This window comes from Streptomyces sp. JK94, assembly GCF_053613315.1.
Genome location: NZ_JBSICH010000006.1, coordinates 35,218 through 53,635 on the forward strand (window position 1 = coordinate 35,218; position 18,418 = coordinate 53,635).

The 18,418-nt window shown below is 72.9% G+C and carries 18 protein-coding genes; 7 read left to right on the forward strand and 11 right to left on the reverse strand.

What is annotated here, in order from left to right; all coding sequences use genetic code 11:
• The first annotated feature begins 102 nt into the window (after nt 1-102).
• The gene (locus ACVV2G_RS05045) at nt 103-507 is read left to right on the forward strand and encodes an ATP-binding protein (protein WP_453841354.1); all 405 of its coding nucleotides are present in this window, start codon (nt 103-105) and stop codon (nt 505-507) included.
• Between the two features lie 195 nt (nt 508-702).
• Here ACVV2G_RS05045 and ACVV2G_RS05050 read toward each other — a convergent pair whose 3' ends face one another.
• Complete coding sequence (locus ACVV2G_RS05050) at nt 703-1,845, reverse strand: bifunctional succinyldiaminopimelate transaminase/glutamate-prephenate aminotransferase (protein ID WP_453841355.1); 1,143 nt, start codon at nt 1,843-1,845, stop codon at nt 703-705.
• A 127-nt stretch (nt 1,846-1,972) separates the two neighbouring features.
• The gene (fdxA, locus tag ACVV2G_RS05055) at nt 1,973-2,293 is read right to left on the reverse strand and encodes a ferredoxin (protein ID WP_190033468.1); all 321 of its coding nucleotides are present in this window, start codon (nt 2,291-2,293) and stop codon (nt 1,973-1,975) included.
• Between the two features lie 140 nt (nt 2,294-2,433).
• On the opposite strand from fdxA, the gene ACVV2G_RS05060 reads away from it, so the two are divergent.
• Complete coding sequence (locus ACVV2G_RS05060) at nt 2,434-3,468, forward strand: GNAT family N-acetyltransferase (protein WP_453841356.1); 1,035 nt, start codon at nt 2,434-2,436, stop codon at nt 3,466-3,468.
• Between the two features lie 30 nt (nt 3,469-3,498).
• Nucleotides 3,499-4,362: a transglutaminase-like domain-containing protein gene (locus ACVV2G_RS05065; protein ID WP_453841357.1), complete on the forward strand. Its 864-nt coding sequence runs from the start codon at nt 3,499-3,501 to the stop codon at nt 4,360-4,362.
• A 204-nt stretch (nt 4,363-4,566) separates the two neighbouring features.
• On the opposite strand, the gene ACVV2G_RS05070 is transcribed toward ACVV2G_RS05065, so the two are convergent.
• The 4 genes from ACVV2G_RS05070 to ACVV2G_RS05085 all read right to left on the reverse strand — a co-directional run bounded on the left by ACVV2G_RS05070 (nt 4,567) and on the right by ACVV2G_RS05085 (nt 8,726).
• Nucleotides 4,567-6,834 carry a hypothetical protein gene (locus tag ACVV2G_RS05070; protein WP_453841358.1) on the reverse strand — a complete coding sequence of 756 codons (2,268 nt, stop codon included), beginning with the start codon at nt 6,832-6,834 and terminating at the stop codon, nt 4,567-4,569.
• Nucleotides 6,835-6,988: 154 nt separating this feature from the next.
• The gene (locus tag ACVV2G_RS05075) at nt 6,989-7,411 is read right to left on the reverse strand and encodes a DUF6113 family protein (protein ID WP_453841359.1); all 423 of its coding nucleotides are present in this window, start codon (nt 7,409-7,411) and stop codon (nt 6,989-6,991) included.
• Nucleotides 7,408-8,286: an N-acetyl-1-D-myo-inositol-2-amino-2-deoxy-alpha-D-glucopyranoside deacetylase gene (gene mshB / locus ACVV2G_RS05080; protein WP_453841360.1), complete on the reverse strand. Its 879-nt coding sequence runs from the start codon at nt 8,284-8,286 to the stop codon at nt 7,408-7,410. Before mshB ends, ACVV2G_RS05075 begins: the two co-directional genes overlap by 4 nt.
• A 245-nt stretch (nt 8,287-8,531) precedes the next feature.
• Nucleotides 8,532-8,726, reverse strand: coding sequence for a hypothetical protein (locus ACVV2G_RS05085; protein ID WP_121749054.1), 195 nt, complete (start codon nt 8,724-8,726; stop codon nt 8,532-8,534).
• Nucleotides 8,727-8,912: 186 nt separating this feature from the next.
• On the opposite strand from ACVV2G_RS05085, the gene ACVV2G_RS05090 reads away from it, so the two are divergent.
• A complete protein-coding gene (locus tag ACVV2G_RS05090) occupies nt 8,913-11,036 on the forward strand; it encodes a S9 family peptidase (protein WP_453841361.1) in 2,124 nt (707 codons plus the stop codon).
• Between the two features lie 136 nt (nt 11,037-11,172).
• On the opposite strand, the gene ACVV2G_RS05095 is transcribed toward ACVV2G_RS05090, so the two are convergent.
• Genes ACVV2G_RS05095 through ACVV2G_RS05115 form a run of 5 tightly spaced genes read right to left on the reverse strand, consistent with a single transcriptional unit; the run spans nt 11,173 to nt 16,807 of the window.
• Nucleotides 11,173-12,294: an ABC transporter ATP-binding protein gene (locus tag ACVV2G_RS05095; RefSeq protein ID WP_453841362.1), complete on the reverse strand. Its 1,122-nt coding sequence runs from the start codon at nt 12,292-12,294 to the stop codon at nt 11,173-11,175.
• The gene (locus ACVV2G_RS05100) at nt 12,287-13,270 is read right to left on the reverse strand and encodes an ABC transporter ATP-binding protein (protein ID WP_453841363.1); all 984 of its coding nucleotides are present in this window, start codon (nt 13,268-13,270) and stop codon (nt 12,287-12,289) included. Before ACVV2G_RS05100 ends, ACVV2G_RS05095 begins: the two co-directional genes overlap by 8 nt.
• Before the next feature lie 8 nt (nt 13,271-13,278).
• The gene (locus ACVV2G_RS05105; protein WP_453841364.1) at nt 13,279-14,256 is read right to left on the reverse strand and encodes an ABC transporter permease; all 978 of its coding nucleotides are present in this window, start codon (nt 14,254-14,256) and stop codon (nt 13,279-13,281) included.
• On the reverse strand, nt 14,249-15,172 hold the full coding sequence (locus ACVV2G_RS05110; protein ID WP_453841365.1) for an ABC transporter permease: 924 nt from the start codon (nt 15,170-15,172) through the stop codon (nt 14,249-14,251). The genes ACVV2G_RS05105 and ACVV2G_RS05110 overlap by 8 nt, the downstream gene beginning before the upstream one ends.
• 9 nt (nt 15,173-15,181) lie before the next feature.
• Nucleotides 15,182-16,807, reverse strand: coding sequence for a peptide ABC transporter substrate-binding protein (locus ACVV2G_RS05115; protein ID WP_453841366.1), 1,626 nt, complete (start codon nt 16,805-16,807; stop codon nt 15,182-15,184).
• Nucleotides 16,808-17,062: 255 nt separating this feature from the next.
• Between ACVV2G_RS05115 and ACVV2G_RS05120 the strand changes: the two genes are divergently transcribed.
• From ACVV2G_RS05120 to ACVV2G_RS05130, 3 genes are all read left to right on the forward strand, one after another.
• On the forward strand, nt 17,063-17,227 hold the full coding sequence (locus ACVV2G_RS05120; protein ID WP_453841367.1) for a hypothetical protein: 165 nt from the start codon (nt 17,063-17,065) through the stop codon (nt 17,225-17,227).
• Between the two features lie 77 nt (nt 17,228-17,304).
• Nucleotides 17,305-17,823 (forward strand): MauE/DoxX family redox-associated membrane protein, encoded by a 519-nt coding sequence (locus ACVV2G_RS05125; protein WP_453841368.1) that lies wholly within the window; start codon nt 17,305-17,307, stop codon nt 17,821-17,823.
• 14 nt (nt 17,824-17,837) lie between these two features.
• A complete protein-coding gene (locus ACVV2G_RS05130) occupies nt 17,838-18,413 on the forward strand; it encodes a TlpA family protein disulfide reductase (RefSeq protein WP_453841369.1) in 576 nt (191 codons plus the stop codon).
• The last annotated feature ends 5 nt before the right edge of the window (nt 18,414-18,418 follow it).

Consider the following 18,418-nt stretch of genomic DNA (forward strand, 5'->3'; position numbering starts at 1 on the left):
CCTTCGCGGCCTTCGAGCGGTAGTCACTGCGTCCGCGCCCGGCCGATCACTCCGCCGGGTGCGGTCGGATCACCCATCGTTGACTTCCGTCGAAGGAGCATCATGTCCCTCCCCCTGACCCGCCGGATCGCCCGTGCCGCGCTGCTCGTCGCTGCGGGAGCGGCCGCCGGGGTCGGTGCGGCCGGCTCCGCCAGCGCGGCTCCCGAACTGCCCGCCACCCCGAACCTCGGGGGACTGACCGCCCTGGACGGGGCGAACGTCGGCAGCACCGTCGACGCCGCGGCCCAGAACATCACCGAGACCGCGGACGACACCGGCGGCAAGGCCGTCAGGAAGACCACGCCCGTGGCGCAGAAGACGGCCGGGGACGCGGCCGGCTCCGCCGGGGACATCGTCGGCGACACCGCGCAGACCGCCACGAAGGGCGGCCTGCCGACGGACGCGCTGGGCAAGGGCGGGCTGCCGGCCACCGGATCGCTGCCGGTCCAGGGGCTGCCGCTCGGCTGACGACAGCCGGCTGACGACGGCCGATTCCGGCCGGTGCGGCGGGGGGGGGGGGGGGGGGGGTGGGTTAAGGCCTCGTGCGTACCGCCGCCTCGTGCGTACCGCCGGACCGTCAGGCGCCGCACGGCCTGCGGGGTCCGGTGTTTCCGGGCCCCGCCGCCTCGTGCGTACCGCCGGCCCCTGCGTACCGCCGGACCGTCAGGCCGCCAGGCGCCGCACGGCCGCGTGGACGCGTTCGTCCGTCGCCGTGCAGGCGACGCGGACGAAGTTCCCGCCCGCCGGGCCGTAGAAGTCGCCGGGGGCCACGAGGACGCCGCGCTCGGCCAGGTGGGCCACGGTGTCCCAGCAGGAGGCGTCGCGGGTGGCCCAGAGATAGAGGCCGGCCTCGCTGTGCTCGATGCGGAAGCCGTGGCCGAGCAGGGCCTCGCGCAGGGCCGTGCGGCGGGCCGCGTAGCGCTCGCGCTGGACGCGGACGTGCTCGTCGTCGCCGAGGGCCGCCACCACGGCCGCCTGCGTCGGCGCGGACGTCATCATGCCGCCGTGCTTGCGGATCTCCAGGAGCGGGCCCAGCACCGCCGGGTCGCCCGCCAGGAAGGCCGCGCGGTAGCCCGCGAGGTTGGAGCGCTTGGAGAGCGAGTGGACGGCCACCAGACCGTCGTGGGAACCGCCGTTGACGTCCGGGTGCAGGACGGAGACCGGGTCGGCCTCCCAGCCCAGCTCCAGGTAGCACTCGTCGGAGGCCACGAGGACGCCGTGCTCGCGCGCCCAGGCCACGATGCGGGTCAGCTCGGACTTCGACAGGACCTTGCCGGTCGGGTTCGACGGGGAGTTGAGCCACAGCAGCCGCAGACCCGCCGGGTCCAGCTCGGTCGGGTCGTCGTACGCCTCGTACTCCGCGCGGGCCAGACGCGCGCCGACCTCGTACGTCGGGTAGGCCAGGCGCGGGAAGGCCACCCTGTCGCCGGGGCCGAGGCCCAGCTGGGTCGGGAGCCAGGCGACGAGTTCCTTGGAGCCGACGACGGGCAGGACGTGGCGGTGGGTGACGTCGCGGGCGCCGAGGCGGTGCCCGACCCAGCCGGTGATCGCGTCGCGCAGGGCCGTGGTGCCCCAGACCGTCGGGTAGCCCGGGGAGTCCGCCGCGTCCGCCAGGGCCTTCTGGATCACTTCGGGGACCGGGTCGACCGGGGTGCCGACCGAGAGGTCGACGATGCCGTCGGGGTGCGCGGCGGCCGTCTTCCTGTACGGCTCCAGCCTGTCCCAGGGGAAGGCCGGAAGGCGGTCGCGCAGCGACGGCGGGGCGGGGCGGCGGGCGACGGGCGGGGGGTCGGAGACTGCGGACACGGTTCCTGGCTCACTTTCCTCGGTGCGGCCGGTGCGGCGCTCGTACGGCCACACGCCTCGGTCCCGCACGGCACCGATCGGGGGTGATCAGCCGTACGGGACCGAGGCGGCGCGGTGCGGGCCGCTCCTACTGGTTCTGCGGCGGCAGCCCGGCGACGAAGGGGTGGTCGCGCTCGATCAGCCCCAGCTTGCTGGCACCACCGGGCGAGCCGAGCTCGTCGAAGAACTCGACGTTCGCCTTGTAGTAGTCCTTCCACTCCTCCGGAGTGTCGTCCTCGTAGAAGATCGCCTCGACCGGGCAGACCGGCTCACAGGCACCACAGTCGACGCATTCGTCCGGGTGGATGTACAAGGACCGCTGGCCCTCGTAGATGCAGTCGACCGGGCACTCCTCGATGCACGCCTTGTCCTTCACGTCGACACAAGGCTGCGCGATGACGTAGGTCACGCTGTCGTTCCTCCTCGATAGGGCGCTGGCGGGCCTCCTCAGGCTCCGCCGCCTGGCGCGCGGGAGCGCGGCGTCGTCGATGCCCGCCCCTAGTATCTCCGTTCTTGGGCACGATCCGAACAGGAGGGGTGGACCGACCCGTGGAAATCTCCGCCGCTGGGCGTCTAGAGGTCCGCATCACCGCTGCTGACGTGGGCAAACGAGTCTCCGTACGGCGCTTGAGCGAAACTGGTGCGGCGGGTGAGAAGTTCACCGACACGGTCGGTGTTCTCACATCATGGGACGACGGTGTGCTGCTGATCACACGGAAGAGTGGTGAGAGCGTGCGCATCCTCGAATCCGCGCTGGTCGCGGGCAAGGTGGTGCCGTCCGCCCCCGCCCGCCGGCGCGGTCCCGCCGCCACCTACGAGGAGCTGGCGCGCTCGGCCTCACGGGCCTGGCGGCCGGTGGAGAGCGAGTGGCTCGGCGGGTGGGAGCTGCGGGCCGCCGCCGGGTTCACGCGGCGGGCCAACTCCGTGCTGCCGCTCGGCGATCCGGGCCTACCGCTCGACGAGGCGCTGACCGCCGTACGCCGCTGGTACGGCGAGCGCGGCCTGCCCGCCTACGTCCAGACCGCCACCGGCGCCGAGGGCACGCAGGAGCTGCTCTGCGGCGAGCTGGAGCGGCGGGGCTGGGTGCGGGAGGTGACGGCCGAGGTGTGGACCGGCGCACTGGCACCGGTCGCCGACCGGGCGGAGGGCACCGGTGTGGTCCTGGCCCGGGAGGCGGACGGGGCCTGGCTGGCCCGCTACCGGCGCAAGGGCGTGAGCGACGTGGCCCTGCGGGTGCTGGGGTCGGGCGCCTCCCGCGAAGACGGCGGGGCGGGACCCTCGGTGTGGTTCGCCACGGTGCCCGGACCGGACGTACCGGCCGCCGTCGGACGGTGTGCCGTGGACGGCCGGTGGGCCTCCTTCGCGGCCGTCGAGGTCGACCCCGCGCAGCGGCGCCGGGGACTGGCCACCGCCGTGATGGCGGCGCTGGCCCGGCGGGCGCTCGACGAGGGCGCGTCGGCGGCCTGGCTCCAGGTCGAGGCGGACAACGCTCGGGCACGGGCGCTGTACGCCGGGATGGGCTTCGCGGCGCACCACGCCTACCACCACTACCGGGAACCGGCGAGTGCCGGGACGGACCGGTGACCGATCTCCGCGAAAGGGCACGAGCCGGCCATGCGTCACCCTCATCCCCCGTCACCGGAACGCTCCGCCGAAGTGCGGCGGCGCTTCGCCGAGGAGGCGCGGTCCGAGCGGCCCGACCTGGCGACGCTCTGCCTGCTGGTGGGCGCGGAGGCGGACGGGGCGCTGGACGAGGCGGGCCTGGACGCCGCGCAGATGGAGCTCGACCGGCTGGCCGGACAGCTGCCGTTCCGGCCGGGCGCGCCGCGGGCCTGGGCGGTGGCGTTGCGGGACCTGCTCGGCGAGCGGTACGGGTTCCACGGGGTCGCGGCGGACTACCGGCGGCTGGAGTCGTCGTTGCTGCACGAGGTGCTGCGGCGCCGGCGCGGGCTGCCGATCATGCTGTCCGTGGTGTGGCTGGAGGTGGCCCGGCGGGCGGGGGCTCCGGTGTACGGGGTCGCGCTGCCGGGGCACTTCGTGGTCGGGTTCGGTCCGGAGCGCGGCCCGGAGGAGGAGCGGGTGCTCGCCGATCCGTTCGACGGCGGGCGGGTGCTCGGCGGGAGCGACGCGGAGGCGCTGGTGGCGGGGGCCACGGGGGCCGGCCCGCGGCCCCCGCTGATGGAGCCCGCGGCGCCGCTGGACGTGGTGGCGCGCATCCTGAACAACGTCCGGGCGTGGGCGGCGGCCCGGCCGGAGCGGTCGGACGTCGGGCTGTGGGCGATCGAGCTGGCGCTGCTGCTGCCGGCGCACGCGGCGCGGTTGCGCTACGAGCGGGCCCGGTTGCTGGTGCAGCGGGGGGAGTTCTCGGCGGGGGCCGGTGAGCTGGAGGCGTACGCCGAGGTGGTGGCCGCGGTGGACGAGACGGTCGCGGAGCAGGTGCGCGGGGAGGCCCGGGCGGCCCGCGCCCTGCTCAACTGAGGAGGCGGCCGGCCCGCCGCGGGGCGCCGGCGTCGTACGGCCGCCGCCGGTCGCGGGGTACCGCTCGCCCCGTACGGCGGGTCGGTCGCACCCCGTGGGACCGGTCCCGCCCGCCGTACGACCGGTTCGTCGCACCCCGTACGACCGGTTTCACGACGGCGGGGGCGTCCGGCGGGTGCCGGGCGCCCCCGTCGTCGCGTGGTGTCAGCTCGGGTCGGTCTCGATGACCGCCACGCGGTCGGTCTCGCTCTTCAGGGCCTGGCGCAGGGCGCCGTAGACGTCCTCCGGGGTGACGGGCGTCTTCTCCCCGGTGGCGCGGGTGATGAGCACACCGTCGAACGCTCCGCCGTACAGCTCCTCGAGGGCGTCCAGGTCGGGCTTGTCGACCAGTTTGCCGTTGACGGCCGTGACCCTGAGGAACTTCCAGAGCGACTTCTCCGGACTCATCGGGACGGAGTGCGCCGCGTCGGTCTGCACGGTCACGTTGCCCGACATCGCCGGCTCGGCGAACTCCTTCAGCATCCGGTCGACCTCGGCCTTGGAGACCGTGGGCTGCTGCGTGGTCGTCGGCACGCTCACCGGGGTGGCGGTGCCCGTCTCCACCTGGGTCCGGTACGCCGCCTGGACGGCCTCGGTCGACTTGTCGACGTCGATGCCCTTGCCGGCCTTGCCGTACACGGGGACGGCCTTGCCGGACTCGAACTCGATGGTGCCCTCGGTCACCGACCCGGCTCCGCCGGCGGCCTCCTCCAGGGCGGCGTGCAGCTTCTCCTCGTCGACGGGCATGACCGGCTCGACGACCCGCTGCTGCCCGAAGAGCGAGCCGATCACGGAGACCGGGTTGTAGTCGCTCTTCGCCGCCGAACTCGCCGTGGCCTGGGTGTCGAGCTGCAGGCCCGCCTGGTCCGGCTTCAGGGAGACGGTCTCGCCGTCCACCGTGATCCTGAGCGGCTTGCCGGCGCGCGCGGACAGGACGTCGTCCAGCTTCTCCACGGCGTCGTCGCGCGTGCCGCCGCCGATGTCGACGCCGAGCACGCTGGTGCCCTTCGGCACGTCCGAGCGGTTCATGAGCAGGCCGGCGCCGTAGGTGACACCGGCGACCACGACCAGGCCGCCGACGAGCAGCGGGAGCTTGCCGCGGCCCTTCTTCCCGGCCGGCTTGGCGGAACCCGCCGGGGAGGCGGAGACCGGTTCGGAGCGCTTCGGCGGCGGCCCGTCGGCCGGCGCGTCCTGGAACGGTGCGCTCCGGTCGCTCGGCACCACGGGGATGCCGCTGGTGACGGTGTTCCCGGAGACGTTGTCCGGGTTGCCGTAACCGGGAGGGACCTGCTTCTGCGGGGTGAGGATCGCGGTGTCGTCACTGAGCCCGCCGCCCGGGCCGCGCCGGGCCGCGCCGGGGCTCCGGGACACGCCCGGGGCGCCGGGACCGCGCGGGCCGTCGGGGGCGCCCGGGCCGCGCAGTCCGCCCGGCCCGCCGGGGCCACCCGGACCGTCGGGAGCGGGTCCGCGCTGTCCGTCGGGTGCGCCGGAGTGGGCGGACCCGCCCGGCACGCCGGGACCGGCCGCCGGGGAAGGCGTCAGCGGGCCGTTCCCGGTGACCGGGCCGCCCGTCGGGCCCGCGGGGCCGCCGCCGTACGGGGACGGCCCGTTCGGACCGTGCTGCGCGTCGCGGGCGCCCGCGCCGAGGTCGCCCTGCCCGCTCCCCGGGACGTACGGCAGGTCGTCGCGGCGTGGTGCGGGGCCGCCGTCGGCACCCGGACCGGTGCCGTTGCCGCCGTTGCCCAGCGGCCCGGCCGCCAGCGCCTCGGTCACGTCGAAGGAGCCGGTGCCGCCGCCGTGGCCGGGCGCCACGGGGCCGCCGGTCGCGCCGGTGGGACCGGCACCGTCGGTGGACCCGGGCCGGGAGCCGCCCGGCACGTTCATGGAGCCGACGACGCCGCCGGGACGGCCGCTCCCGCCACCCGGTCGCGCACCGGCACCGGCACCGGCACCGGGAGTGCCCGCGCCCGGACCGCCCGCCGCCGCCGCCGAACCGCCGGGCTGACCGGCGCCGTTGGTGGACCCGCCGCCCTGGGCGCCCTGGGCGGGACCGGACTTGCGCGGCGCGAACCAGTCACTGGTCGGCCCGGCGTGCTGCACGGGCTCGGCGGGAGCCTCGCCGGCGCCCGCGGGCACGGCCGCGCCCGGCTCGGGCCGCTCGGCCGTCCCCGCGTCGACGGCGTCGGACTCGGCGTCCGGAACGGGCTTGCGCATGACGACCGGCGGGATGGGCCGCGACCCGGGGATGTTGATCCGGATGCGGGTCGTCAGCGTCGTCTCGGTCTTGCGCTCCCCCGGCCGCGAGGCCGAACGGCCCGCGTCCGCACCGGCGTCGGGAGCCGTGGGTGTCCCGTAGGGCGGGGTGCCCGAGGGGTATGCGGCTCCGCCGCGCCCGTGGGGCCCGGAGGACGAACTGTCAGTTTCACGACTCAAGGCAGGTTCTCCCGGTTGGCTCCGCCGCCCGCCACCCCTTCGCAGCGGGCGGCTCGGCGGCGCGCACCACCATACTGGCCACTTCTGGCGCGTATCCCGTGACCACCGGGAAACCCGCACGGGACGCGCACGCCGGTGCCGTGGCAGAGGTACGTCACTTGCGAAGTCGGCCGCCGTCGCCGTCCGGTTGCCGCACCGGCGCGAGGGTGGCGCACATCACAGCGACGGCGATCCCGCCCAGCAGGAAGAGGTAGGAGCCGCTGCCCGCGGCGAAGAGGAAGTCGCCCTCGGGACGGCTGGTGGTGAGCAGCACCACGGCGAGCGCCCAGCCCGCGGCGGGCGCGACCGCCCCGCTGCGGCGCCCCACGGCCCGGCCCGCGCCGAGGCAGAGACCCGCCTCCGCGGCCAGCGCGAGCAGCAGCCCGCCCGGGAACCACCCGGGCTGCACCAGCGCCCCCGCGACCCCGACCACGGCACCGAGCACGAAGAGGCCCAGGTGGAGGGCGGCCCGCCCGAGGGACGGCGCGCGCGGGGGCTGGGCCAGGGCGGAGACCGTCGGCCCGGTGCGCCCGCTCACGACGCCTCCTCGGCGGCGATCCCGGCGAAGAGGTCGTCCTCGCGTCCGTCCCCGCCCCCGGGGCCCCGCTCACCGCGCACCAGCTCGTAGTACTCGGTGGTGAAGAGGGGCTGGGCCAGTTCGTTGGAGAGGACGAAGCAGGGCCCGGCCACGGTGATCTGGGTGGCGTGCGCGCGCATGGCGGCGGTCTTGGCGGCGTGCGCGTCGCCGTCGCCGCGGATCTCGGTGGTGATCCGCTCGTCGTCGACGACTCCCGGTACGTCCTCGACGCCGGCCGCCTTCTCGAAGGGCAGCGCGGGCAGCTCCCGGTCCAGCCGGGTGAAGGCGTCCTCGGCGACGGTGCGCGGCACGCGGTTCCAGTAGACCTTGGCGACCGGGCACCCGGCCTCGGCCGCCAGTTCCACCGCCCGCATGGCGACGCGGTGGGCCTGGATGTGGTCGGGGTGGCCGTAGCCGCCGTCGGGGTCGTAGGTGACGAGGACCTGGGGCCGTACCTCGCGGATCACGTCGAGGAGGAGTCCGGCGGCCCGGTCGACGTCCGCCTGCCACAGGCAGCCGGGGTCGTCGTTGTCGGGCAGGCCCATCATCCCGGAGTCGGCGAACCGGCCCGGTCCGCCCAGCAGCCGGTGGTCGTCCACGCCGAGCGCGCGCATCGCGGCCGCCAGCTCCTCCCTGCGGTGTCCGCCCAGCGCGGCTCCGGTCAGGTGCGCGAGCCCGGGCGGGATGACTTCCCCCCGCTCACCGAGGGTGCAGGTCACCAGGGTCACATGGGCGCCCTCGGCCGCGTACCTGGCCATGGTGACGCCGTTGTTGATCGACTCGTCGTCCGGGTGAGCGTGCACCAGCAGCAGACGCCGGGCGGGCAGTTCCGTCATGGGTCCACCCTATGAGGCCGCGTCCCGGAGCCCGTAACGCGGGAGACCGTCCGTGGGGTCGTCCGGCCGGGACGGTGGCACTGCGGGCGACGGCCCGGCACCGGGGGACGCCCTCCGGCCGGGCCGTGCGAGCACGACACCGGCGATGAGGCGCACGGCCCCGCGGCAGCGAGGCCGTGCGGACCGGACCCGGCCGCGACCGGCCGGGCCCACCGCCTCCGGCCGGCCCTCGGGCCGTCCGTACGTCAGAAGTTGATGCTTCCGATCATCCCCGCGAGGTTCGTCGTCAGCTCACTGATCGTGGGCGCGACGGTCGACGAGGCCAGGTAGAAGCCGAGCAGCATGCAGACGACCGCATGCCCCGCCTTCAGTCCTGACTTCTTGACCAGCAGGAAGACGATGATCGCCAGCAGCACAACCGCCGAAATCGAGAGTGCCATGGCGGCTCACCTCCAATAAGCCCAGGGACAGGGGGGTCGGACGCAGTCGAAACCTTGAGACGGATGAATCCACACGGCGGGCACCCGATTGCTACCCACAATGCGCTAGTGATCATAACTATCCGTGCGCGCGCATCTCTCGGCGCACGGCCGCACAAGGGGGCGCATGGCCAATATGGTCGAGGCATGACGACCGAGCCCGATTCCTTCCCCAGACGGCACGCCCGCACCCAGCGGTTCACGCTCGGCGCGCCGCGTTCGTTCACCGTGGCACCCGATGGTTCGCGGGTCGCCTTCCTGCGCTCCGGTTCCGGTACGGACCGGGCCGGTTCCCTGTGGGTCCTCGACGTCGAGGAGGGCGGGGAGCGCGTCGCCGCCGACCCGCGCGCCCTCCTGGGCGACACCGAGGAACATCTGTCGCCCGAGGAACGGGCACGGCGTGAGCGCAGCCGCGAGGGCGGTGCCGGCATCGTCGGCTACGCCACCGACGCGGCCGTCGAACTGGCCTCCTTCGCCCTGTCGGGGCGGCTCTTCGCGGCCGAACTGCGGGCCGGGACGGCGCGCGAACTGCCCACCCCCGGCCCGGTGATCGACCCGCGCCCCTCCCCCGACGGACGGCACATCGCCTACGTCGCCCAGGGTGCCCTGCGGGTCGTGGGCGCCGAGGGGGACGGGGACCGGGCCCTGGCCGAGGCCGACGCGGAGGGCGTCACCCACGGGCTGGCCGAGTTCATCGCCGCCGAGGAGATGGGGCGCGGCCGGGGCTTCTGGTGGGGCCCGGAGTCGGACCGGCTGCTGGTGGCGCGCGTGGACGACACGCCGGTCAGCCGGTGGTGGATCTCCGACCCGGCCCACCCCGAGCGTGATCCACACCACGTGCCGTACCCGGCGGCGGGCACCGCCAACGCGGACGTACGGCTGTTCGTGCTCGGGCTGGACGGGGGGCGCACGGAGGTCCTCTGGGACCGGGCGCGGTATCCCTATCTGGCGCGAGTGCACTGGTCAGCGGCGGGTGCACCACTGCTTCTCGTACAGGCGCGCGACCAGCGCAGCCAGTTGTTCCTGGCCGTGGACACCGCGTCCGGCACGACCCGGATGGTGCACGCCGATGAAGATCCAACTTGGCTTGAACTTTTCCCCGGTGTGCCCTGCTGGAGCCCCTCCGGGCAGCTCGTGCGGATCGCCGACGAGGGGGGCGCGCGGGTGCTGGCGGTCGGGGAACGCCCGCTCACCGGCGCGCAGCTGCACCTGCGCGCCGTACTGGACGTCTCCGACGACGACGTGCTGGTTTCCGCGTCGGCCGGCGAGGAGGCGGCCGGTCCGGAGACCGGCGAGGTGCACGTGTACCGGGTGAACGAACTCGGCGTGGAGCGCGTCTCGCAGGAGGCCGGTGTGCACTCGGCGGTGCGCGCCGGGGGCGTGACCGTCCTGGTCTCCGCCACCCTCGACCGGCCGGGGGCCCGGGCCCGGGTGCTGCGGGACGGCAAGACGGCGGCGACCCTCACGTCCTACGCCGAAGACCCCGGTTTGTCCCCGCGCGTGACGCTCACACAAGGGGGCGCACGCCGCGTCCCGTGCGCCGTGCTTATGCCAAGGGACTACCACGGTGACACCCCCCTCCCCGTCCTCCTGGACCCGTATGGTGGCCCCCACGGTCAGCGCGTCGTCGCCGCGCACAACGCCCACCTCACCTCGCAGTGGTTCGCCGACCAGGGCTTCGCGGTGGTCGTCGCCGACGGGCGGGGCACTCCGGGGCGGTCCCCCGCCTGGGAGAAGGCCATCAAGGACGACGTGGCCGCGGTCGTCCTCCAGGACCAGGTCGACGCGCTCCAGGCCCTGGCCGCCGACTTCCCGCTCGACCTGAACCGCGTCGCCATCCGCGGCTGGTCCTTCGGCGGGTACCTGGCGGCGCTGGCGGCCCTGCGCCGGCCGGACGTCTTCCACGCCGCCGTCGTGGGCGCCCCGGTCACCGACCTGCGCCTCTACGACACGCACTACCAGGAGCGCTACGTCGGACATCCGGACGAGCAGCCGGAGGTCTACCGCCGCAACTCGGTGATCGACGACGTGGGCCTGGTGGACGCCGCCGAACCCCACCGGCCCATGATGGTCGTCCACGGGCTGGCCGACGACAACGTGGTGGTCGCCCACTCGCTGCGCCTGTCCTCGGCCCTGCTGGCCGCCGGCCGCCCGCACGAGGTGCTCCCGCTGTCCGGCGTGACGCACATGACCCCGCAGGAGTCCGTCGCCGAGAACCTGTTGCTGCTCCAGGTGGACTTCCTCAGGCGGTCGCTGGCGTCACCGGCGTAGCGCCTGCGCGTCGCACGAGGGCACCAACCGCTGTAACACGCAGGCAACTTCGCCGACGCGGTTCCGATATACGGACGCGTGACGCTGGTCTGCGTACGGCCGTGCGGGTGCCGTAAGCGGGCCGGGGAGCACCATGTCACCCCGGCCCGCTGCCGTGCCCGTCGCCGTCCCCGGCCTCCGCGCTGTCCTCCCGGTGCGAGCCGTGCGGGCCGGGTGCGTCCACGCCGTGTTCCTCCGGCGGCACCACCTGCTTCTCCTCCGCGAAGTGGCACGCCGAGTCGTGCGCCACGGGCCCGCGGACGCCCCGGAACTCGGCGGGCACCGCCAGGGCCGGCACCTCCAGGGCGCAGCGCTCCCGCGCCTTCCAGCAGCGGGTGCGGAAGCGGCAGCCGGAGGGGATGGCGGTCGGCGACGGCACGTCCCCGGCCAGGATGATCCGTTCGCGGTGCTCGCGGGCCTCCGGGTCGGGCACCGGCACGGCGGACAGCAGGGCCTGGGTGTACGGGTGCGTGGGGTGGTCGTAGATCTCGGCGTCCCGGCCGGTCTCCACGATGCGGCCGAGGTACATCACGCCGACCCGGTCCGAGATGTGCCGGACGATCGACAGGTCGTGGGCGATGAAGATGTAGGACAGGTCGAACTCGTCCTGGAGCCGGCCCATCAGGTTGATCACCTGCGCCTGCACGGACACGTCGAGCGCCGAAACCGGCTCGTCCGCGACGATGATCTCGGGGCGCAGGGCGAGCCCGCGGGCGATGCCGATGCGCTGGCGCTGGCCGCCGGAGAACTGGTGGGGGTAGCGGTTGATGTACTCGGGGTTCAGGCCGACCACGTCCAGCAGGTGCTGGACGCGGCCCCGCCGGTCGCCCTTGGGCGCCACCTCCGGGTGGATGTCGTACGCCTCCCCGATGATGTCGCCCACCGTCATCCGGGGGTTGAGGGAGGTGTAGGGGTCCTGGAAGACCATCTGGATGTTCCGGCGGACGGCCTTCAGCGCCTTGCCGGACAGCCTGGTGATGTCCTCGCCCTTGTAGCGGATCTCGCCGGCCGTCGGCCTCTCCAGGCTGACCAGCATCTTGGCGACCGTCGACTTGCCGCAGCCGGACTCGCCGACGATGCCGAGGGTCTCGCCGCGGTCGAGGTGGAAGTCGACGCCGTCGACCGCCTTCACCGCGCCGACCCGCTTCTTGAGGAGGATGCCGGTGGTGAGCGGGTAGTGCTTGACGAGGCCCCGGACCTCGAGGATGGGCTCAGCCATGCAGGCACTCCCTCCAGAAGTGGCAGGCGCTGCCCCGCTCCGCCTGAGCTCGCGTCACCTCGTACAGCGGCGGTACGTCGGTGCGGCAGACGTCCTGGGCCATCGGGCAGCGGGGGTGGAAGGCGCAGCCGGGCGGGATGCGGGTGAGGTTGGGCGGCAGGCCCCTGATGGCGTGGAGCTCCTGGCCCTTCTGGTCCAGGCGCGGGATCGACTCCAGCAGACCGCGGGTGTACGGGTGCGCGGGCGCCTTGTAGATGTCGTGGACGGGTGCCGTCTCCACGATCCGGCCCGCGTACATGACGGCGATCCTGTCGGCGACGTCCGCGACCACGCCCAGGTCGTGGGTGATGAGGATCAGGCCCATGTGCAGCTCGCGCTGGAGTTCCGCGAGCAGGTCCATGACCTGGGCCTGGACGGTGACGTCGAGGGCGGTGGTCGGTTCGTCGGCGATGATCAGCTTCGGCTCCAGGGCCAGCGCCATCGCGATCATGATGCGCTGGCGCATACCGCCGGAGAACTGGTGCGGGTACTGCCCGACCCGTTCCCCGGCGGCCGGGATGCGCACGCGGTCCATCAGCTCGACGGCCTTGGCGCGGGCGTCCTTGCGGGACATCCCGCGGTGCACGGTGAACATCTCGCCGAGCTGGTCGCCGACGGTCAGGACGGGGTTCAACGACGACAGTGCGTCCTGGAAGATCATCGCCATCTCGGCGCCGCGGACCTTCCGGCGTTCCGCCTCCTTCAGCTTCAGCAGGTCACGGCCCTCGAAGAGGACCTCGCCGGCGGTGACCCGGCCCGGTGGCACGTCGAGGATGCCCATGACCGTCTGGGCGGTGACGGACTTGCCGGAGCCGGACTCGCCGAGGACGGCCAGGGTCTCGCCCGCGTCCACGCCGTAGCTGACGCCGTTGACGGCCTTGGCGACGCCGTCCCGCGTGTGGAACTCCACGTGCAGGTCGCGTACTTCGAGCAGCATGCGGCGGCTCACCTCAGCTTCGGGTCGAGGGCGTCGCGCACCGCGTCGCCGAGCATGATGAACGCGAGGACGGTGACGGCGAGCGCCCCGGAGGGCCAGAGCAGGGCGTGCGGGGCGTTGCGGACGTAGGGGGCGGCGGCGGAGATGTCGATGCCCCAGGAGACGCTGGGCGGTTTGAGGCCGACGCCGAGGAAGGACAGGGTGGCCTCCAGGGAGATGTAGGTGCCGAGCGCGATGGTCGCCACGACGATGACGGGGGCGACGGCGTTGGGGGTGATGTGCCGCAGCAGCAGGCGGGAGTTGGAGGCGCCGAGGGCTCGGGCGGCCTGGACGTAGTCGTTCTGCTTGGCGGTAATGACGGCGCCGCGGGCGATGCGGGAGATCTGCGGCCAGCCGAGCAGCACGATGAAGCCGATGACCGGCCAGACGGTGTTGCTGGTGATGACGGAGAGCAGGACGAGACCGCCCAGGACGACCGGGATCGCGAAGAAGACGTCGGTGATCCGGGAGAGCACGGCGTCCCCCGCGCCGCCGAAGAAGCCGGCGAGGCCGCCGAGGACGCTGCCGAGGACGGCGACCCCGAGGGTGGCGAGGACGCCGGCCGCCACCGACGTGCGCGCGCCGTAGACGGTGCGGGTGTAGACGTCGCAGCCTTGGCCGTTGAAGCCGAAGGGGTGGCCGGCCTGGGACCCCTCCTGGGCCCTGGCCAGGTCGCAGGTGAGGGGGCTGCCGGAGGTGATCAGCGACGGCCAGAGCGAGATGACGACCAGGAAGAGGATGACCAGGGCGGAGACGAGGAAGACGGGGTTGCGGCGCAGGTCGTGCCAGGCGTCGGACCAGAGGCTGCGGGGCTTGTCCCGCGGGTCGCCCCCGTCCGGGCCGGGCGGCTGCTCCAGCGTGGCCGCCTCGCTCGCGCCCAGGTCCATCGTCCCGCCCATGCCGGTTCCGGCGATGGCGCGTTCGGGCTCGTGGGGCTGGTCAGACATAGCGGATCCTCGGGTCGAGTACGGCGTACAGGAGGTCGACGACGAGGTTGGCGACCAGGAAGACCAGCACCAGGACCGTGACGAAGCCGACGACGGTCTGCGTGTTCTGCCGGACGATGCCCTGGTAGAGCTGGTAGCCGACACCGTGGATGTTGAAGATCCGCTCGGTGACGATGGCGCCGCCCATCAGGGCGCCGATGTCGGTGCCGATGAAGGTGACGACGGGGATGAGGGAGTTGCGCAGCAGGTGCCGGGTGATGACCCGGTGGCGGGGCAGGCCCTTGGCGACGGCGGTGCGGACGTAGTCGGAGCGCCGGTTCTCCGCGATGGAGGTACGGGTCAGCCGGGTGACGTAGGCCAGGGAGACCGAGGCGAGGACCAGGCCGGGGACGATCAGCTCGGCGAAGGTCGCCTCGGAGGAGACGGCCGGGTCGATCCATCCCCACTTGACGCCGAGCAGGAGCTGGAGCAGCAGGCCGGTGACGAAGGTCGGGACGGAGATGACGACCAGGGTGAGCAGCAGTACCCCGGTGTCGACCGGACGGCCCCGGCGCAGACCGGTGACGACGCCGAGGACGATGCCGACGACGATCTCGAAGAGGATCGCCACGATCGTCAGCCGGATGGTGACCGGGAAGGCGGTGCCCATCAGCTCGGTGACCGGCTGGCCGTTGAAGGCGGTGCCGAAGTCCCCGGTGAAGACGTTGCCCATGTAGGTGGCGTACTGGCGCCACACGGGCTGGTCGAGGCCGAACTCGTGGCGCAGCTGGGCGGCCGTCGCCGGGTCGCACTCCCGGTCGCCGCACAGGCCCGCGATGGGGTCGCCCATCACGTTGACCATCAGGAAGATCAGCAGCGTGGCCCCGATGAAGACCGGGATCATCTGGAGCAGCCGCCGGACGACGTAGCGTCCCATGGCGCCTCCTCAGCCGACCTTGATCTCGTGGTAGACCGGGACGCTGAAGGGGTTCAGCTCGACCTCGGAGAGCCGGTCCGAGTAGCCGGCGCTGCCGTTCTGGTACCAGAGCGGGATGGCCCCCATCTCGTCCCGCAGCACCTCCTCGGCCTGCTGGAACAGGTCGACGGCCTTCGCGGTGTCGGTCTCGGCGTTGGCCTTGTCGACGAGGTCGTCGAACTTTTCGTTGGACCACTTGCCGTCGTTGGAGGAGGCGTTGGTGTAGTAGAGCGGCTGGAGGAAGTTCTGGATCAGGGGGTAGTCCATCTGCCAGCCGGCGCGGAAGGGGCCGCTCATCTTCCGGTCGGTGATCTGGTTGCGGAAGTCGGCGAAGGTGCCCACCGGGTTGCCGACGCAGGCGCGGTCGTTGTCCAGGGCGTTGTTGATGGAGTTGCAGACCGCGTCCACCCACTGGCCGTGGGAGCCGGTGTCGGCGTTGTAGGTGATCTTGACCTGGCCGCCGGGCAGTCCGCCGCCCTCCCGGATCAGCTCCTTGGCCTCGTCGGGCCGGTACTCGCAGGCCTCGCCGCACAGGCCCGCCCGGTAGCCGCCGTCCTCGCCGAGTACGGGTGAGGTCCAGTCGGTGGCCGGGGTGCGGGTCTGCTGGAAGATCGTGTCGGTGATCTGCTCGCGGTCGATCGCCATCGAGAGGCCCTTGCGGACCTTCTCGGAGCCGGGCTTGTTCCAGTCGTTGTCGTAGAACGGGAAGGCGAGGGTCTGGATGATGCCGGCGGGGGTGTTGATGTACCGGTCGCCGAGGTCCTTCTCGGCGTTCCTGAGCTGGGCGGCGGGGACGTCGTCGACGAGGTCGAGGTTGCCGGCCATCAGGTCGGTGTAGGCGGTGTTGTTGTCGGTGTAGACCTTCAGGTCGACGCCGCCGTTTCGCGCCTTGTCGTCGCCGGGGTACTCCTCCCACGTGCGCAGGGACATCTGGGAGCCGCGGGTGTAGTTGTCCACCCTGTACGGGCCGTTGCCGACCGGCTTCTTCAGCCAGGCGTCGTGGTCGTCGAAGAACGCCCGGGGCAGCGGTGCGAAGGCCGGGTAGCCGAGGGTGTCGGGGAAGGTGGAGAACTTCTGGCTGAGCCTGACGGTGAAGGTGAGCGGCCCGGTGACCTTCAGCCCGGAGAGGGTGTCGGCGCTCTGCTCGCCCTCTTCGGGGTGCACCTTGTCGTAGCCGTCGATGTAGGCGAAGAAGTACGCGTTGCGCTGGTTGTTCTTCAGGCTCGCGCCGTAGTTCCAGGCGTCCACGAAGGACTGGGCGGTCACCTTCTCGCCGTTGCTGAAGGTCCAGCCGTCCTTGACGGTGACGGTGAAGTTCTGCGAGTCGGAGGTCTCGATCTTCTCGGCGAGCATGTCCTGCGCCTCGCCGGTCTTCGGGTCGTACTTCTTCAGCCCCCGGAAGATCATGTCGAGGACCTTGCCGCCCTGCACCTCGTTGGTGTTGGCCGGCTCCAGCGGGTTCTGCGGGTCGCCCCAGGAGGAGCTGAGCACCGCGCTCGTGTCCCCGCCGCTCCCGCCCCCGCCTCCGCAGGCCGTCGCCGCGAGGACTACCGCCGCCGCGCAAGCGGCCCATCTGGCGTGCGTGGCTCCGCGCATGGAGTGCCTCCTCGTGCCCTGACTCGTCCTTTACCCCATTTCAGTCAATATCCGTTGATCACTGACACTCCGCACCTTCAGTCCCACCATCCGGGGTGCTCCGCGGCCGGAGGGCAGCCGCCCACCGGCTCCGACGCCCGCTCACCGCGCCGGAAAGGCCACTGAAAGACGACGGAAAGTTCGCCGGTGGAGCCTGGGGACCGAGGCCGGGCGCCCGCCTGACGCCCCGACGGAGAACACGACAAGGAGAACTCCATGTCCAAGATACTGAGCCGTATCGCCGACAAGCTGCTGCCCCAGACGTCCGCCGCCGCCGGCTGCGCACCGGGCTGCTGGATGGAGCGCAGCAGCGCGGGTGGCCAGTTCTACGAGTACAAGTGCTGCTACAACCCGAACTGCTCGGTGCGCTGCTACGTCTGAGACCCGTGGCCGCCGTGTCCGAACAGGTGCACGGCGGCCATCGGCCACCGATCCACATCTAGCGGGAATTGACAGACATGGCAGTAGCATTCGGCCAGTTGTGTCTGGCCACCGTGCTCTTCTGGTCGGGCCTGCTCAAGCTCCGGGACGTCTCCGCCTTTCGCCGGCACGTCGCCACCACCCTGCCGCGGCTGGGGGGCGGCCTTCCGGCAGCCCTGGCACTCGCGGTCCCCGCCGTCGAGGTGGCCGCCGCGGGGCTTCTGCTGATCCGGCCGTGGGCCTGGCTCGGGTGTGCCGCGGCCACGTTGCTGCTGCTGGCCTTCACGGGATATCTGATCGGCCTGATGCGGTCGCGCCCGGACGCGTCCTGCGGCTGCGCCGGAGCGGACGACACGCCCGTGTCCGAAGTGCACGTCCTGCGCAACGTCCTGCTCCTGACCGTCTGCGTCCTCACCTGGTGGGCGACCGTGCGCACCGGCGGCGGTCCCGGCCCGGTCGCCTACGCCGTCGTCGTGGCACCCGCCGCGGTCTTCGGCGTCGCCCTGCTCCACCTCGGGGAACTGGTCTCCTTCTTCCGCCCCCCGCGCACGACCTGAGAACTGGAGTCCTTATGAGCATCACGCTCGCCGTCCTCGCCCTGCTGGTTGCCTCCGCCGCGTGCGGTCTCTCCGTGGCCGTCGCGCTGCGCGTCAAGAAGCTCCTCGATCCGCTTACCCAGGAGGGAGCGCTGAGTCGCCGTCCGGACGAGCTCCCCGCCGTGGGCACCGTCGTCCCGCCGGTGCCCGGACTCCTCGACATGGACGGGAACGAGGTGCGGTTGCCCGTTCCCGGCTCGCGGCCGTGGATCCTCTCCTTCCAATCGGTCGGCTGCAGCGGCTGTGAACAGCAGCTGCCGGGATACGCGAAGTTCCTGCGCGACGCGGGTGTCGACCGGGACCGCGTCGTCTCCTTCGTCGTCGGGGACCCGGACGGAGCCGCCCTCTACCGGGACCAGCTCGGCGAACTGGCCCACGTCGTCGCCGGTGAGAAGCAGGCACCCACGCTGATCGGCGAGTTGGGGGTGTCGATGTTCCCCACCTACCTCGTGGTGGACGGAGAGGGCAGGGTGACGGTGTCGTCCGGCAGTTCGGCCCGGCTCGCCGGCAGCGTCCCCGAGCTGTCCTCGTCGGCCCTCGCCGGGAGTTAGTGGTC

Excerpts from the sequence above, each read along its gene's own strand:
- ACVV2G_RS05045 (WP_453841354.1), top strand. The coding sequence starts at position 103 with ATGTCCCTCCCCCTGACCCGCCGGATCGCCCGTGCCGCGCTGCTCGTC.
- ACVV2G_RS05065 (WP_453841357.1), top strand. The coding sequence starts at position 3,499 with ATGCGTCACCCTCATCCCCCGTCACCGGAACGCTCCGCCGAAGTGCGG.
- mshB (WP_453841360.1), bottom strand. The coding sequence starts at position 8,286 with ATGACGGAACTGCCCGCCCGGCGTCTGCTGCTGGTGCACGCTCACCCG.
- ACVV2G_RS05085 (WP_121749054.1), bottom strand. The coding sequence starts at position 8,726 with ATGGCACTCTCGATTTCGGCGGTTGTGCTGCTGGCGATCATCGTCTTC.
- ACVV2G_RS05090 (WP_453841361.1), top strand. The coding sequence starts at position 8,913 with ATGACGACCGAGCCCGATTCCTTCCCCAGACGGCACGCCCGCACCCAG.
- ACVV2G_RS05095 (WP_453841362.1), bottom strand. The coding sequence starts at position 12,294 with ATGGCTGAGCCCATCCTCGAGGTCCGGGGCCTCGTCAAGCACTACCCG.
- ACVV2G_RS05100 (WP_453841363.1), bottom strand. The coding sequence starts at position 13,270 with ATGCTGCTCGAAGTACGCGACCTGCACGTGGAGTTCCACACGCGGGAC.
- ACVV2G_RS05105 (WP_453841364.1), bottom strand. The coding sequence starts at position 14,256 with ATGTCTGACCAGCCCCACGAGCCCGAACGCGCCATCGCCGGAACCGGC.
- ACVV2G_RS05110 (WP_453841365.1), bottom strand. The coding sequence starts at position 15,172 with ATGGGACGCTACGTCGTCCGGCGGCTGCTCCAGATGATCCCGGTCTTC.
- ACVV2G_RS05115 (WP_453841366.1), bottom strand. The coding sequence starts at position 16,807 with ATGCGCGGAGCCACGCACGCCAGATGGGCCGCTTGCGCGGCGGCGGTA.
- ACVV2G_RS05120 (WP_453841367.1), top strand. The coding sequence starts at position 17,063 with ATGTCCAAGATACTGAGCCGTATCGCCGACAAGCTGCTGCCCCAGACG.
- ACVV2G_RS05125 (WP_453841368.1), top strand. The coding sequence starts at position 17,305 with ATGGCAGTAGCATTCGGCCAGTTGTGTCTGGCCACCGTGCTCTTCTGG.
- ACVV2G_RS05130 (WP_453841369.1), top strand. The coding sequence starts at position 17,838 with ATGAGCATCACGCTCGCCGTCCTCGCCCTGCTGGTTGCCTCCGCCGCG.